Source organism: Stella humosa, from assembly GCF_006738645.1.
Taxonomy (GTDB): Bacteria; Pseudomonadota; Alphaproteobacteria; order ATCC43930; family Allostellaceae; genus Allostella; species Allostella humosa.
Map to the genome: position 1 here is coordinate 4643260 of NZ_AP019700.1, position 15264 is coordinate 4658523.

Here is a 15264-nt window from a genome sequence, read left to right on the forward strand (position 1 = left end):
AAAGTGACCGAGTTTTCGCAACCCGCTTCTGCGGGAACGCCCGAGGTTTGCCTGCCGCCGCACCTGCGCAAGCCGCGTCTCCGCCGCTGGGAGGCGAGCGAATACCTCGAGTTGGTGCACGGCATCCAGCAGTCGCCGGCGACCCTGGCGAAGAAGGCCAGCACGGGCGGGGGGCCGCCGTACCACAAGTCGGTGCGGTCCCCCCTCTACCCGCGGGACGAGCTGGACCGCTGGGCTGTCGCGTACATGGGCGGGCTGGTGCGGCATTCGTCCGACACCGGCGCGGCGGCGTGAGGGGGGCCTGACATGGTCGCGCCAAACCCCCAAAATGTGTCGGAAGAGGACGCCAAGGCCCGCGCTCGCGCTCTTGGCGACGCCGTAATGCGCGAGCTGGACGCCGATCGCCGATACTTCGAGCGCCGTCCGCACCGATCCTATCGTCTGCGGCGATCCTTCCCGGCCGAGGGCGAACAGGTCTCGATTCTCATCGGCGGCGAGTGGCCGATGACGGTCGGTGCGCTGTTCACGGCAGTGCGACAGGTCGCGCCCGGTGTCCGCGCCCGCGCCTTCTTCCTCGCCCCGCGCAGCCTCGAAACCGACGTGTCCGACGCCGAGGCGGCGGAGTACTTCCGCCAGTTCAACACAGCGACCGCCCTCGACGATTTCGCCGCGGCGCTCGCCGCCACACGAGCGGAGCGCCGGCTATGAACGACTTCACCGGGCTCGCCCGCGCGGCCGTCGCCGTCCCGGCTATCGATCCCGCCGCACTCGATGCCCATATCCGTATGATCCACCAGCTCGCCGCAGCGTCCGGCGTCGATGGTGTGCTTGTCCTGTTCGGCGTTGGTGAGAACCCGGCGACCGGCCGAAGAGAAGGCCCACGAGTCGCGCATTTCCACATCGGAGACGCCGACGGCATGATCGAGGCCGCGAAGGGCTACAGCTGCACACCCCACCTCAATGCCTATGCCCCTTGGGCCATCTTCCGAAAGGGCATGCCGAGCGGCAGCAAGGGCTCGGAACGCGACGTCGTCGCCGTGCTCGCGCTCGTCGCCGATCAGGACAACGACAAAGGCCAAGGTGGTACGCTGCCGCTCGCCGCGCCCTACATCGTCGAAAGCAGCCCCGGCAATTTCCAGGCCGTCTATCCGCTGTCGCGCGCGTTGCCGCCGGCCGAGGCGAAGCCCCTCAGCCAGGCGCTGGCGGAATGTGTCGGGTGCGACCACCGCACTAAGGACGTGGGCGGCGTTTGGCGCATCCCCGGCCTGCTGAACTGGCCCAACGCGACCAAAGTCGGGCGCGGGCGCTCTATCGACCCGCAGTCTGTCACCGTCGCCAGGGAATGGGGCGGCGAACTGATTGATCCGGGGGCGCTCCCGGTGCTCGCCAGCAGGCCCAAGCGGGAGGACCGCACCCCCAGGCGAGAAGACAACACCCGCCGCGAACAGGAACAAAGCCCCCACGCCGATAGAGTCGTCGAGGAATTGTTGGCGCGCTGCGGGGCCGGGCTGCGCAAGCTCATCTCCTCCGGCGCCGAACCCGGCGAGGACCGATCCGCCGTGGCCTTCAGCGTAATTTGCGGCCTGCTCACGCGGGGGTTCGCTCCCCCTGACATCCGGCGACTGATCGAGGCGCATCCGAGCGGCATTGGCGGTCGATACGCGGCAGGGAAGGATTTGGACGCCGACATCCGGCGCGGACAGGAAAAGACCCAGACGAACGATGCCGCCGAGACGCCAGACGCCTGGCACTCGCCGGACCTGTCCCTGCTCGGCACCGGCCGCCGGCTGGCACCCGATTTCCCGCTCGACCTTCTGGGACCGTACTGGGCGCCATGGATCGAGCGGCGGGCGGGCGGTGCGTCCGCCCCGGTGGACTATGTGGCGACCTCGCTGCTGGCTTGCGTCGGCGCGATGATCGCCAACGTGCGGTGGCCGGTCGCCGGTGCGAGCTGGAGTGAGCCGCCACTGCTGTGGTGCGGAATCGTCGGGTCACCGTCGTCCAGCAAGTCGCCGGCGATGGATGCGGCCTTCGACCTGGTGCGTCATGCCGAAGATCGCATGGCCGCTGGCTTCGACCAGGATCAGCGCCAGCACGAGACGACAAAGCAGATCGCCAAGGCCAAGCGCGACGCCTGGGAAGCTGACATCAAGATCGCCTTGAGGGCGGGGGAAAGGCCGCCGAACATGCCGGAGGACGCCGTTGCGCCCGACGACCCCGTGCGCCCTCGGGTCCGCGTGGCCGATTTCACGATCGAGAAGTTGGGCGCCCTTACGGCCGCCCTGCCGCGCGGCCTCCTGGTGGTCCGCGACGAGTTGGCGGGATGGCTCGGCGCCTTCGACAAGTACGGCGGCGGCGGCTACGACCGCGCCTTCGCGATCGAGATGTATGGTGGCCGGTCCTACATCGTCGACCGAGTGAAGAACCCGGAGCCGCTCCGCATCCGCCATCTCAGTGTCGGCGTGCTCGGGGGCGTGCAACCCGACAAGCTGTCGACCATCATCGAGGGGCCGGACGATGGCCTCGCTTCCCGGCTCCTATGGGCATGGCCGGACAGCCTGCCCGAGTTCTCGCTGTCTCGCATCGAGGCCGACGACACCGACGCCAGGGCCGCGTTCGCGCGCCTGGCCGACCTCGGCATGGGAAGCGACGAGCACGGCAACCCCGAACCCAAGCGCCTCCGCCTGTCGACGGAGGCTGAGAACCTGCTCGAAGACTTCGCTCGGGATATGTCGAAGCGCGCGCACGAGGCGAGTGGCATGATGTCTGGCGCCCTCGGCAAGGCGCGCGGTCACGCGCTCCGGCTCGCCACCGTCGTCGAACATCTGTGGTGGTGTGGGGTTCGCGGCGCATCGGAGCCGACCGCAATATCCGCCGAGGCGGTGACAGCCGCCGCCGGCCTGGTCGACGGCTACTTCATCCCCATGGCCGAGCGGGTGTTCGGCGACGCCTCGATCCCGGTGGCCGAGCGCGCCGCCATGACCCTGATCCGCTTCCTCAAGCGGAACGGGCTGGCCACCTTCAACGCGCGTGACGCTCGGCGGGAAGTCGGCGGGCCGCTCCGCGATGCGGCCGCGATGGATGCCGCCTGCGATGCCTTGGTCGAGGCCGGGCTTATCAGGGGCCGCTTCAGCCGCGCCGGCAGCGTTAAGGGCCGGGCGGCGAAAAACTACGACGTGAATCCAGCAATCTTCGTGGCCGGCCGATGAGCCGATGGCTTGCGCTCGCGCGAAACGGGGCCGCGCTGGAGCGCCGCGCCCAAGCCGCCAATCGGCCTATTGGCACTATTGGCACTAACGGCACAGTGCCGCCGACGCCCTCACCGGCCCCTGATCCCACACCTATTGGCACTAACGGCATTAACGGCACAGCCGTCCCGATCCCTCCCGACCAAGTGCGGGCGCTGTTCGCGCTGACGGCGAGCCGCCTGGCGGAGACCGACCGCCAATCGCCAGACACTGCCCACCGCACGGCCCTGGCGGTCGTTCGAGGGCACCTGCTCAATGACGACCGCTTGGCACCGGACCAGCCGGACCCGCACCGCTGCCTAGTGTGTGGGCTGCCGGAGATGGCGGGCAATGTCCTACTCTCCGTCCTGGCCGCCCGCGCAGGCGAGCGGCATTGGCTGCACCACGGCGGCGACTGCTACGTCACGCACCGGCGGTGGCAGGATGACAAGGTCAATGCCTGCCTGATCGAAGCGGGCCTAACCGATCTGGATATGTAAATAATCGCCGACAACGCAATAATATTACTGATATTTCCTGCAAATCTAACCGCATTCTTCTCTGTACATTCTCTTTGACGTCTACGCCATATGCCTGATCTTCACCACAACGAACCTGGTGAAGATGCTCAACCGCCTCCGTCATTTCTTCGCACCTGAGCGCCGATCGACCGGCACGCTGGGCGACCCTTGGACCGCCCTGCTGCTGGGCGGTGCCGGCCCGACCGCGTCGGGCACCCCCGTCTCGGTCGAAACGGCCATGCGCCACCCGCCCGTCTTCTCCGCGGTGCGCACGATCGCCGAGCCGGTCGGGCAGTTGCCTCTCCATATCTACGAACGCCAGGCCGGCGGCGGCCGCATCCGCGCATCCGACCATCCCGCGGCGCGACTACTGGCCGAGCCGAACGACTGGACGTCGGGCGACAGCTTCCGCGCCGACATGACGGCCAACATGGCCGCGCGGGGCAATGCCTTCGCCTACGTCAATCGCGGCGGCGGGGGCGAGGTGGTCGAGATGATCGCGCTTGATCCCGGTACCGTCACGGTCGAGCGGCACGCCACCACCCTGGAACCGGTCTATCGTCTCGGCGGGGCGGAGGTCGACCGGAGCCGCATCCTGCACCTGCGCACCTTCAACGTCGGCGGTCAGCTTGGCTTGTCGCCGATCGACCAGTGCCGGGAAGCCATCGGCCTCTCGATGGTGCTGGAATCCTACGGCGCTGGCCTGTTCGGTCGCGGCGCCCGGCCGGCGGGAGTGTTGAAGCATCCGAAGGCGCTCACCGAACCCGTCATCACCCGCCTGCGCGCATCGTTCGAGCAGCTGTATCGGGGCGGCTCGAATGCCGGCCGGGTGGCGGTGCTCGAAGATGGCGTGACGTGGGAGGCGATGCAGCTTTCCTCGGTCGATGCGCAGTTCCTGGAAATGCGGATTTTCCAGTTGCGAGAGATCGCCCGCGCCTTCCGCATTCCCGCGCCGCTGATGAACGACTTGGAGCGGGTGACGAAGTCGAGCGCGGAGGAGCTGGGGCAACAGTTCCTCGTCTGGACCCTCGCCCCGTATCTGCGCGCCTGGCAAAACGCCTTGAACCGGGCGCTGTTCACCGCCGCGGAGCGCGGTCGCTTCTATGTAGAGTTCCTGGTCGACGACCTTACCCGGGCCGACCTGGCAGCCCGGATGGCGGCCTACGCCACGGCGATCGCCCACGGTGTCCTCAATCCCGACGAGGTCCGCGAGATGGAGAACCGCCGGCCCTATCAGGGCGGCGAGGTCTTCACGCGCCCGCAGAACGTCGGCCCGGTCGCCAACGGCCAGCAGCCGCCGGCCAACGTGGGGGCAACGCCTTGACCCTCCAGCATCGCGACATCCAGTTCCGCTTCGCTGGCGAGGATAGCGGTTCGATCGAGGGCTATGCGGCCGTCTGGGGTCGGCCCGATAGCTTCGGCGACGTGCTCCGCCGTGGCGCCTTCGCCGCATCGCTGGCACGCCATCGCGCCGCCGGCACCCGGCCCCTGATGCTTTGGTCGCACGACCCGGCCGGGATCGTCGGCACCTGGGACGCGATCGAGGAAGACGACCACGGCCTGAAGGTCCGCGGCCGCCTGGTGCTCGACGCCACGGGCGGCCGCGATGCCCATGCCCTGCTGAAGGCGAATGCGCTCGACGGCCTGTCGATCGGCTTCCGCACGGTGAAGGCGCAACGCCTCCCGCAGGGCGGTCGCCAGGTGCTCGAAGTCGAACTCGTCGAAGTCAGCCTCGTCGGTCGACCGTCGCAGCACGGCGCCCGCCTCCTCACTGTCAAATCCGCGGCCCTGGCCGCACCCGCAGCGGCCGGGCTTGCCGCGCTGATCCGCGCATCGGCGGCGAAGCTCGAAAGGAAGTGACCATGCTCGACAACCTGCACGCCAGCATCGAGACCCGCGCCGAAGGCGACGAGCCCGAAGCCGGCACCGACGACCTGGCCGAAATCCGGACCGCCATCACCGGTTTCACCAGCACGGCGGAATCCCGGTTCACCGCCATCGACACCGGCCTCGCGGAGATGCGGACGCGCCTGGACCGCGCCGAGACGGTGCTGCGCCGCCCAGGTGCCGCTGCTGCCACGCCGCCGGCCGCCGAGGTCGAGACCCGCGCCTTCGCCGGCTTCATCCGCCGTGGCCGCGAGGCGCTGACCGCCGACGAGGTCCGCAGCCTTCGGGTGTCCGATGACACCGCGGGCGGCTTCCTGGCGCCCGACCAGTTCATGGCCGAGCTGCTGCGCAACGTGGTGCAGTTCTCCCCGATCCGCTCGATCGCCCGCGTAATGCCGACCGGCGCACCCGCCGTTCTGCTTCCCAAGCGCACCGGCGGATTCACCGGACAGTGGGTCGGTGAGAACGACACCCGGCCCGCGACGACGGCCACCTTCGGTCAGAACCGCTACCCGGTCGCAGAAGCCGCGGCCTATGTCGACGTCTCGAACGTCATGCTCGAAGACGCCGCCGTCGATATCCTGTCGCTGGTCAGCTTCGAGTTCGCCGAGGAGTTCGGCCGGCTCGAAGGGGCCGCCTTCGTCAACGGCAGCGGCCAGGGCGAGCCGCTGGGCTTGATGACCTCCACCGAACTGGCCTTCACGCCCTCGGGCAGCGCTTCGGCCGTGACCGCCGAAGGCATCATCGACCTGTTCCACGCCGTGCCGACGGCCTACCGCGGCAGCGCAACGTGGGTGATGAACAGCGCCACCATGGGCGCCGTGCGCAAGCTGAAGGACGGCTCGACCGGCACCTTCCTGTTGATGACCTCGGGCATCGCCAACGCTCCGGCGACGACCCTGCTGGGCCGGCCGGTGGTCGAGGCGCCGGACATGCCGAGCATTGCCGGCGGCGCCTTCCCGATCGCCTTTGGTGACTTCGCCGCCGGCTACCGGATCTTCGACCGCGTCGCCCTCAGCGTCCTGCGCGATCCCTACAGCCAGGCGACCAACGGCATGACCCGCTTCCACGGCCGCCGCCGGGTGGCCGGTGGCGTCGGCAAGCCGGAGGCGATCCGCAAGCTGAAGATCGCCACAAGCTGACCCTGACCACGATCGGGGCGGCCGCCGCTGGCCGCCCCCAGCATCTGGAGGCATCCATGCGCGACCTTATGAACTCGATCCACCCCGTGCCGCTGATCGTCCCGGTCGCAGCCCGGACGGACAACACCGCGATCGTGTCGGCCATCATCGACCTGCTCGGCTACGACAGCGCCACCCTGGTCGTGGTGACGGGCACGAACACCGACGCCGACGCCACCTTCGCCGCGCTGCTCGAGCATTCGGACAGCGACAGCATGGGCGGAGCCGAGGCCGTGGCTGACAGCGACCTACTCGGCACCGAGGCGCTGGCCGGCTTCGCCTTCGGCGATGACAGCGAGTGCCGGAAGATCGGGTATATCGGATCGAAGCGTTACCTGCGGCTGACCGTCACGCCGACCGGCAACAACAGCGGCAACGTCTACCTCGCCGGGGTCGCCATCCTGGGCCATCCGCACGCGGCGCCGACCGCGAACCCGCCGGCCTGACCATGCTGACCGTCACCACGGCAGCCGAGGATTACAACCTGCTGACCCCTGCCGAGCTGCGGCAGGCGGTCGGCCTGTCCGGCGACGACGCCAGCAAGGACGCGACGCTGGCACCGCTGGGGTTGCGGGTCGCAGCGGCCATCGCGCAGGTCTGCTTCGTCGCCCCGGCCGGCGCCAGTCCGCCTACCCTGCGCATGGAGACAGTGACCGAGACGGTGCCGACCGGAATGCGCGACGGGCTGCTGCTGTCGCGGCGCCCCGTCGTCGCCATCACCAGCGTCGTCGAGGATGGTGCCGCGCTCGACCCAGGCGACTACGAGGTCGACCCGACGACCGCGATCCTGTCGCGCGTCTACGGCGGTCGCTGCGCCTACTGGTCGGCCGGCCGCATCGTCGTCGTCTATCAAGCCGGTTGGGCCGCGGTGCCGCACGACGTGAAGCAGGCCGCTGCCATGTGGGTGCAGTGGCTGTACCACCAGGCCGGCCGCGATCCGATGCTTCGTTCCGAGGAAGTGCCCGACGTCTACAGCGCGAGCTGGGCAACCCCGACCAGCCGGGACGCGCCGATGCCCGCGGGAGTGCCGGAGTTGCTGGCCGCCTATCGCAACGCTTGGATCGCGTGATGCCCCCCGCACCCATGAAGCACTGCCCTGCCGGCCATGCCGCCTACAGCACGCCGCGCTGTCCTGGCTGCACCAGGGCGCGGCGCCAGGCGCACGATGCCGTCCGGCCGAGTGCAGCCCTGCGCGGATACGATGGCGAGTGGCGCGAGCTGCGCAAGCGGTTCCTGGCAGCACACCCCCGCTGCTGCATGTGCGGGGCTGCTGCGAATGAAGTCGACCACATCGTCGCCATCGCGGACGGCGGCGCCCGCCTCGCCTGGGCCAACTTGCGCAGCATGTGCAAACCACACCACTCCCGCCGCACCATCGCCGACCAGCGGGCCAAGCGCGGGGGTCGCGTCGAATGACCGACATCGCCGCACAGGCGCCGCATCGGGGCCGCATCGAGGCGGCCGGCGGGTCGAAGGGGCGAATGGGGTCGCCGATTGGGGCCGTGGGGCGTGGACCGCGCGGGGGTCTCGCGCGCGACGTCGGCCCCTCCCGACATTTTTCCTGGCCGGGGCTGATATGGCCAAGCCCGCTCGCGACCCCGCCGCCCGCTTGGAGAAGGCACCTGCTGCCCCTGCGCACCTGTCCGACCGCGCCAAGGTCGAATGGCGGAAGCTGGCGCCCGTGGCGGTCGCCCTTGGCACCCTGACGCTGGCGGACCTGCGGGCGTTCGAGCTGCTGGCCGAGACGCTGGCGACCGAGCGCGAGGCGCGGGACACCATCACCCGCGAGGGCATGTCGACCCCGACCGGCGACGGCGGACTGAAGCCGCACCCGGCCGTCCGCATCATGGAAGCCGCCCGCAACCAGGCGTGCAGGTTGCTCGATACCTTCGGCATGACGCCGCGCGGTCGTGGCAATGTCGAGCGTGCCGCGGCGACCACAGACAATTGGGACGGGCTGCTGTCGTGACCGTCGCAGGCTGCCTGACCGGCTCGCGCTTCCTGGCCGGCCCGATCGCCGATCCGATGGGGAAGGGCGAGCGCGCCGTGCGCTTCGTCGAGAAGCTGCGCCATACCGAAGGGCCGCTCGCCGGTCGCCCGTTCAAGCTGCATGACTGGCAGGCGCGCATCGTCCGCAAGGTTTTCGGCGACGTCACCGAGGCAGGGCACCGGAAGATCCGCACCGTCTTCCTGCTGCTGCCCCGCGGCTCCGGCAAGACGTCGTTGACCTCAGCCCTGGCGCTGTTGTGCCTTCTCGGTCCCGAGCGCGATGCCGCCGGCCAGGTGATCGCTGCCGCGGCCGACCGGGAACAGGCGTCGATCGCGTACAACGCCTCCGCCCGCGCCATCCGTGCCGATGCCGACCTGTCCAAGGCAACCCGGATCGTCGACAGCCGGCGCATGATCGTTCACCCGCGGTCGGAGTCGACCTATCGGGCCATCAGCCATGAGGCGTACTCGAAGCACGGGTTGGCCGTCTCGACGCTGCTCGCCGACGAGATCCACGCTTGGCCGACGCGCGACCTTTGGGACGTGCTGGTGTCATCCATGGGTAAGCGGCTGTGCCCGCTGACCATCGTCACCACGACCGCCGGCGCCGGCCGCGGCACGCTTGCATGGGATCTCTACGACTACGCCTTGAAGGTCGAGCGCGGCCAGGTCGAGGACGAGACGTTCCTGCCGGTGCTTTACCAGGCGCCGCACGACGCCGATTGGCGCGATGAAGCCATCTGGCAGGCCGTCAACCCCGCCCTCGCCGCGGGCTTCCGGTCCCTCGACGAGATGCGGGTAATGGCGCGCCAGGCGGCCGAGATCCCTTCTGTCCGCGAGATGTTCCGCCGGCTCTACCTCAACATCTGGGGCGATGCCGCGACCGTGTCGTGGGTGGACATGGCGATCTATGACGAGAGCGCCAAGGCTCCGGTCGAGCGGGCGGATCTGGCCGGCCGATCGGTCTATGTCGGGGTCGACCTTGCGAGCGTGTCCGACCTCGCGGCCGTCTATGCCGTGGCGCAGGACGATGATGATGGGTGGCTGGTGTGGGGTCGGCAGTACGTCCCGGCCGACACCTACCGCAAGCGGATCGCGGAGAATGCGCCCTATGCGGCCTTCAAAGAGTCCGGCCGGCTGGTGGTGACCGATGGTGCCGTGATCGACCAGGAGCGCATCATTGCCGACCTGGTCGAGCTATGCAGCGACCTGGACGTGCGCGAGATCGCGGTCGACCGCTGGGGCGCCACGGGCTTCCTGACCAGACTGCAAGAGCGTGGCTTGCCCGTCGTGCAGTTCGGCCAGGGCTTCGCGTCCATGTCGGCGCCCTGCAAAGAGATCGAGCGGGCGGTGATCGGTCGGAAGCTGAAGGCCGGCGGCGACCCGGTGCTGCGCTGGAACATCGCCAACATCAGGGTCGAGCCGGATGCCGCGGGCAACATCAAGTTCGCAAAGCACAAGGCGCTGGGGAAGATCGACGGGGCGGTCGCGGTCGCTATGGGAATCGGGCGGGCGCTGGCCAATGAGGCGGGGCCTTCGGTCTACGAAACGGGGCGGCCGGAGGGCGTGCTGTTCGTGTAGGGGGCCGCCGACGCCGGGAACCATCTTGCGCCGATTGCTTCCGCCCTGCTTCCGCCGCCCGGGCAAGGAAAAGGCCCGCCGAGGCGAGCCATCTTCAAGTCCTTGATTTTCCTGAGGAAACTGGAGCGGGCGAGGCGATTCGAACGCCCGACCCCAACCTTGGCAAGGTTGTGCTCTACCCCTGAGCTACGCCCGCGTACCAGTTCGTCGGCCGGTGTTTCCGGCGTCGACAGGGCGCGGATAATATCCAGGCGCGTTCGCTTTGCAAGCCCCTTTTGCGACCATCGTTCGGATGCGCGTTGATGCGGCCGGCGGGCACCCGTATATAGCCCCACGATCATGACAGACCTGACCGAACCCGCCGCCCCGGCGCTCGCCCCCGGGCCGCACCACGCCACGCCCGAGCGCCTGCTGGCGCGGCTGGGCGAGCTTGGCATCCAGACCCGCACCGTGGAGCACCCGCCGCTCTACACCGTCGAGGAAAGCCGGCGGCTGCGCGGAGACCTGCCGGGCGGGCACTGCAAGAACCTGTTCCTGAAGGACCGCAAGGACCAGCTCTGGCTCGTCGTCACGCTGGAGGACCGGCCGATCGAGATGAAGAGCCTGTCCGACCGCATCGGCTCTGCCCGGCTGTCCTTCGGCCGGCCGGAGCTGCTGGTCGAGGCGCTGGGCGTGACGCCCGGTGCGGTCACGCCCTTCTCGCTGATCAATGACCCGGCGCAGCGCGTCACGGTCGTGCTCGACCGCGGCATGCTCGATCTCGACCCGCTCAACTATCACCCGCTGACCAACCGGGCGACGACGGCGATCGCGCCGGCCGACCTGCTGCGCTTCATCGCGGCCTGCGGCCACACGCCGCGCATCGTCGACCTCGCCTGAGCCGGAGCCGCCATGGGAACCCCCGCCGAGGAGGCCGCCCGCCGGCGCACCTTCGCCATCATCGCCCACCCCGACGCGGGCAAGACGACGCTGACCGAGAAGCTGCTGCTGTTCGGCGGCGCCATCCAGGCCGCCGGTGCGGTGAAGGCGCGCGGCGACGCCAGGCGCGCGCGCTCGGACTGGATGAAGATCGAGCGCGACCGCGGCATCTCGGTCACCGCCTCGGTCATGACGTTCGAGCACAATGACTGCATCTTCAACCTGCTCGACACGCCGGGCCACGAGGACTTCAGCGAGGACACCTACCGCGTCCTGACCGCGGTCGATTCGGCCGTCATGGTGATCGACGGCGCGCGCGGCATCCAGGCGCAGACGCGCAAGCTGTTCGAGGTCTGCCGCCTGCGCGACGTGCCGATCATCACCTTCGTCAACAAGTTCGACCGCGAATCGCGCGACCCCTTCGACCTGATCCAGGAGATCGAGGAGACGCTGGCGCTGGAGGCGTCGCCCGCGAGCTGGCCAATCGGCATGGGGCGCGACTTCCGCGGGTGCTACGACCTGCTGCACGACCGGCTGGTGCTGTTCGACCGCGGTGCTGGCGACCGCATCCTGCCGGCCGAGGAATGCCACGGCCTGGACGACCCCAAGATCGACGCGGCACTCGACCCCGTGCTGGCGGCCAAGCTGCGCGAGGATGTCGAGATGGCGCGCGGCCTGTGCCAGCCCTTCGACCGCGACGCCTACCTGGCCGGGCACCGCACGCCGGTCTTCTTCGGCAGCGCCTTGAAGAACTTCGGCATCGGCGAGCTGCTGGACGGGCTGGAGCGCTTCGCGCCGTCGCCCCGGCCGCAGGTGGCCGACACGCGCACCGTCGCGCCGGCCGAGACCAAGGTCGCGGGATTCGTGTTCAAGATCCAGGCGAACATGGATCCGAACCACCGCGACCGCATCGCCTTCCTGCGGCTGTGCGCGGGCCATTTCCGCCGCGGCATGAAGGTGAAGCATGTGCGCAGCGCCAAGACGATGGCGATCAATGCGCCGGTCTTCTTCCTGGCGCGCGACCGGGAACTGGCCGAGGAGGCATTCCCCGGCGACATCATCGGCATCCCCAACCACGGCTCGCTGCGCATCGGCGACACGCTGACCGAGGGCGAGGACCTGCGCTTCCTGGGCGTGCCCAGCTTCGCGCCCGAAATGCTGCAACGCGTGCGGCTGGAGGACCCGATGCGGGCCAAGCACCTGCAGCGCGCCCTGATCCAGCTTGCCGAGGAGGGCGCCTCCCAGGTGTTCCGCCCGATGATCGGTTCGGACTGGATCGTCGGCGTCGTCGGCCCCCTGCAATTCGACGTGCTGTCGCACCGCATCGCCGCCGAGTACGACATCCGCGCCCGCTTCGAGCCGGCCCCGGTCGATGCCGCGCGCTGGATCGAGGCCGACGACCCCAAGGTCCTGGAGCGCTTCGTCGAGGCCAACCGCTCGGCCCTGGCCGAGGACCATGACGGGGCACTGGTATTCCTGTCGCGCAACGCCTGGCACCTGCGCCAGACGGGCGAGGACTGGAAGGACATCCGCTTCAACGCCATCCGCGAGCACCGGGTCGTCGCCTGAAGGCGGCACGCGGGGCGACCTCGACCCTTGCTTCCGTCCCGCCGAACCGCCATCTAATCCACCACGTTTCCGCCCATTTCACGCTTGAGAGCCCCGCCGATGGAACCGCTCATCGCTGCTGCCCCCGCGGCGGCCGACCTCGTCAAGAACACCGGCACGGCCACCTTCATGGCCGACGTGGTCGATGCCTCGTTCGACCAGCCGGTCATCGTCGACTTCTGGGCGCCCTGGTGCGGCCCCTGCCGCCAGCTTGGGCCGGCGCTGGAGAAGGCGGTGAAGGAAGCGCGCGGCGCCGTGCGCATGGTCAAGGTCAATATCGACGAGAACCAGGACCTGGCCGGGCAGATGCGCATCCAGTCGATCCCGGCCGTCTACGCCTTCAAGGACGGGCGCCCGGTCGACGGCTTCGTGGGTGCCCTGCCCGACAGCCAGGTGAAGCAGTTCGTGCAGAAGATGGCCAAGCTGGCCGGCCCCAAGCAGTCGCCGGTCGAGGAAGCGCTGGTGATGGCCAAGGAGGCCATGACCGCGGGCGACATCGGCACGGCGGGCGACATCTATGCCCAGATCCTGGAGGCCGAGCCCACCAACGTGCTGGCGATCGCCGGCATCGCGCGCGTGCAGATCGAGGCCAAGGACCTGGAGGGCGCCCGCGAGGCCCTGGCCCAGGTGCCGGCCGAGCATGCCGGCCATGCCGAGATCGTGGCCGCCCGCTCGGCGCTGGAACTGGCCGAGGAAGGCGAGAAGGCCGCCGGCGCCTTCGCCGAGCTGGAGGCCAAGCTGGCCGCCAACCCGAACGACCACCAGGCGCGCTACGACCTGTCGATCGCCCTCTATGCCGCCGGCGACCGCGAAGGTGCGGTCGACCAACTGCTCGACCTCATCCGCCGCGACCGCAAGTGGAACGACGAGGCCGGGCGCAAGCAGCTCCTGAAGCTGTTCGAGGCCTTCGGCTTCAGCGACCCCCTGTCGATGGATGCGCGCAAGCGCCTGTCCTCGATCCTCTTTTCCTGACGCCTCGCAGCCTCCGGCAGGACCGCCCATGAGCCGCCATCCGTTCGACCCGGATTTCACGGCCCTGCCGCGGTCGATCCCGGTCTTTCCCCTGACCGGGGTGCTGCTGCTGCCGCACGGCAAGCTGCCGCTGAACGTGTTCGAGCCGCGCTACCTGCACATGGTGCAGGACGCGCTGGCGTCCGACCGCATCATCGGCATGATCCAGCCCCAGGAGGACGAGCGGGATGGGCACGCGCCCGCCCTCTACCGCACCGGCTGCGCCGGGCGCATCGTCTCGTTCAGCGAGACCGACGACGGCCGCTACCTGATCACGCTGTCCGGCCTCTGCCGCTTCGACGTGGCGAGCGAGGTCGCGACCACCCGCGGCTATCGCCGGGTGGTGCCGTCCTGGGACGCCTATGCCGCCGACATGGACGAGGAGCAGGCGCCGGAGCTGGACCGCGCGCGCCTGCTGAAGGCGGTCGAGGCCTATTTCAAGGCGCAGGGCCTGTCGGCCGACTGGGAGGCGATCAAGAGCACGCCCGACGGCCGCCTACTGGTGGCGCTCGCCATGGTGTGCCCCTTCGGACCCAGCGAGAAGCAGGCGCTGCTGGAGGCGGGCGACACCACCCGGCGGGCCGAGACCCTGATCGCGCTGATGGAGATGGCGGCGATCACCCCGCCATCGGCCGACGACCCCAGCCGCGTCCGCCATTGATCCGAGCCCGGCCGGAAATGTCATCCAGCCCCACCCAGCGGAGCCGCCCATGACCGAGCCGCGCCCCAGCGTCGACCCCAAGCTCCTGGAAATCCTGGTCTGCCCGCTGACCAAGAACGCCCTGGAGTACGACCCCGTGCGCCAGGAACTGGTCAGCCGGCATGCCGGCCTGGCCTATCCCATCCGCGACGGCATCCCGATCATGCTGGTCGAGGAAGCCCGCCAGATGGACGAGGCGGAGAGTGGCCATGCCGGTCAGGGGTGATAGCCCCGCCAGCTCCGCGGGCAATTTCCAGACCGCCCACTGGCCGCTGGAGATCCGTCTGCAGAAGGCCGAGCGGGCGCTGGAGATCGACTTCGACGACGGCAGCACCTTCCACTATCCGGCGGAGTTCCTGCGGGTCGAGAGCCCGTCGGCCGAGGTGCAGGGCCATGGCCCCGGGCAGAAACAGCTCGTCACCGGCCGGCGCGACGTGGGGATCCTGGCGCTGGAGCCGGTTGGCAACTACGCCATCCGCATCCGCTTCGACGACCTGCACGACACGGGCATCTTTTCCTGGGCCTATCTCTACGAGATCGGCCGCGACCGGGCGCGCCTGTGGGCAAACTACGAGGCAGCCGTGACGGCAGACGGAAAATCCCGCGATCCGCGCGCCTGACCGGAGTTTATCCTTCCTATT

18 protein-coding genes and 1 tRNA gene are annotated in these 15264 nt (G+C 69.3%); 18 read left to right on the plus strand and 1 reads right to left on the minus strand.

The features are described 5' to 3' along the window. Positions 1 to 3: 3 nt before the first annotated feature. The 12 genes from STVA_RS21725 to STVA_RS21780 all read left to right on the plus strand — a co-directional run bounded on the left by STVA_RS21725 (position 4) and on the right by STVA_RS21780 (position 10386). Positions 4 to 294 carry a hypothetical protein gene (locus STVA_RS21725; protein ID WP_197735703.1) on the plus strand — a complete coding sequence of 97 codons (291 nt, stop codon included), beginning with the start codon at positions 4 to 6 and terminating at the stop codon, positions 292 to 294. 12 nt (positions 295 to 306) lie between these two features. Beyond that, positions 307 to 708 (plus strand): NADP-dependent isocitrate dehydrogenase, encoded by a 402-nt coding sequence (locus STVA_RS21730; protein WP_142235852.1) that lies wholly within the window; start codon positions 307 to 309, stop codon positions 706 to 708. Beyond that, positions 705 to 3209: a DUF3987 domain-containing protein gene (locus STVA_RS21735; protein ID WP_123692025.1), complete on the plus strand. Its 2505-nt coding sequence runs from the start codon at positions 705 to 707 to the stop codon at positions 3207 to 3209. Before STVA_RS21730 ends, STVA_RS21735 begins: the two co-directional genes overlap by 4 nt. A gap of 359 nt (positions 3210 to 3568) precedes the next feature. Beyond that, positions 3569 to 3727, plus strand: a complete 159-nt coding sequence (locus STVA_RS27770; RefSeq protein WP_170216573.1) for a hypothetical protein — start codon at positions 3569 to 3571, stop codon at positions 3725 to 3727. A 124-nt stretch (positions 3728 to 3851) separates the two neighbouring features. Continuing rightward, a complete protein-coding gene (locus tag STVA_RS21745; protein WP_142235853.1) occupies positions 3852 to 5072 on the plus strand; it encodes a phage portal protein in 1221 nt (406 codons plus the stop codon). Next, complete coding sequence (locus STVA_RS21750; RefSeq protein ID WP_123692031.1) at positions 5069 to 5608, plus strand: HK97 family phage prohead protease; 540 nt, start codon at positions 5069 to 5071, stop codon at positions 5606 to 5608. Before STVA_RS21745 ends, STVA_RS21750 begins: the two co-directional genes overlap by 4 nt. A 2-nt stretch (positions 5609 to 5610) precedes the next feature. Beyond that, positions 5611 to 6777: a phage major capsid protein gene (locus STVA_RS21755; protein ID WP_123692034.1), complete on the plus strand. Its 1167-nt coding sequence runs from the start codon at positions 5611 to 5613 to the stop codon at positions 6775 to 6777. A 56-nt stretch (positions 6778 to 6833) separates the two neighbouring features. After that, positions 6834 to 7262, plus strand: a complete 429-nt coding sequence (locus tag STVA_RS21760; RefSeq protein WP_123692036.1) for a hypothetical protein — start codon at positions 6834 to 6836, stop codon at positions 7260 to 7262. Positions 7263 to 7264: 2 nt separating this feature from the next. Beyond that, positions 7265 to 7885: a hypothetical protein gene (locus STVA_RS21765; protein WP_123692038.1), complete on the plus strand. Its 621-nt coding sequence runs from the start codon at positions 7265 to 7267 to the stop codon at positions 7883 to 7885. Continuing rightward, positions 7885 to 8232: an HNH endonuclease gene (locus tag STVA_RS21770; protein WP_245978402.1), complete on the plus strand. Its 348-nt coding sequence runs from the start codon at positions 7885 to 7887 to the stop codon at positions 8230 to 8232. Before STVA_RS21765 ends, STVA_RS21770 begins: the two co-directional genes overlap by 1 nt. A gap of 160 nt (positions 8233 to 8392) precedes the next feature. Further along, entirely contained in the window at positions 8393 to 8785 is a 393-nt protein-coding gene (locus tag STVA_RS27775; RefSeq protein ID WP_123692042.1) for a phage terminase small subunit P27 family, read from the plus strand. 56 nt (positions 8786 to 8841) lie between these two features. Further along, positions 8842 to 10386 (plus strand): terminase large subunit, encoded by a 1545-nt coding sequence (locus STVA_RS21780; protein WP_123692889.1) that lies wholly within the window; start codon positions 8842 to 8844, stop codon positions 10384 to 10386. A gap of 121 nt (positions 10387 to 10507) precedes the next feature. On the opposite strand, the gene STVA_RS21785 is transcribed toward STVA_RS21780, so the two are convergent. Beyond that, positions 10508 to 10582: transfer RNA gene (locus STVA_RS21785), tRNA-Gly, on the minus strand. Between the two features lie 143 nt (positions 10583 to 10725). On the opposite strand from STVA_RS21785, the gene STVA_RS21790 reads away from it, so the two are divergent. The 6 genes from STVA_RS21790 (at position 10726) to STVA_RS21815 (ending at position 15243) form a co-directional block, all read left to right on the plus strand. Beyond that, positions 10726 to 11265, plus strand: a complete 540-nt coding sequence (locus STVA_RS21790) for a prolyl-tRNA synthetase associated domain-containing protein (RefSeq protein WP_123692044.1) — start codon at positions 10726 to 10728, stop codon at positions 11263 to 11265. A gap of 12 nt (positions 11266 to 11277) precedes the next feature. Further along, complete coding sequence (locus STVA_RS21795; protein WP_123692046.1) at positions 11278 to 12873, plus strand: peptide chain release factor 3; 1596 nt, start codon at positions 11278 to 11280, stop codon at positions 12871 to 12873. A gap of 99 nt (positions 12874 to 12972) precedes the next feature. Beyond that, complete coding sequence (gene trxA / locus STVA_RS21800) at positions 12973 to 13884, plus strand: thioredoxin (RefSeq protein ID WP_123692048.1); 912 nt, start codon at positions 12973 to 12975, stop codon at positions 13882 to 13884. 28 nt (positions 13885 to 13912) lie between these two features. Then, positions 13913 to 14584 (plus strand): LON peptidase substrate-binding domain-containing protein, encoded by a 672-nt coding sequence (locus STVA_RS21805; protein ID WP_123692050.1) that lies wholly within the window; start codon positions 13913 to 13915, stop codon positions 14582 to 14584. 49 nt (positions 14585 to 14633) lie between these two features. After that, entirely contained in the window at positions 14634 to 14849 is a 216-nt protein-coding gene (locus STVA_RS21810) for a Trm112 family protein (RefSeq protein WP_123692052.1), read from the plus strand. Beyond that, positions 14833 to 15243, plus strand: a complete 411-nt coding sequence (locus tag STVA_RS21815) for a gamma-butyrobetaine hydroxylase family protein (protein ID WP_123692054.1) — start codon at positions 14833 to 14835, stop codon at positions 15241 to 15243. Before STVA_RS21810 ends, STVA_RS21815 begins: the two co-directional genes overlap by 17 nt. Positions 15244 to 15264 lie beyond the last annotated feature (21 nt).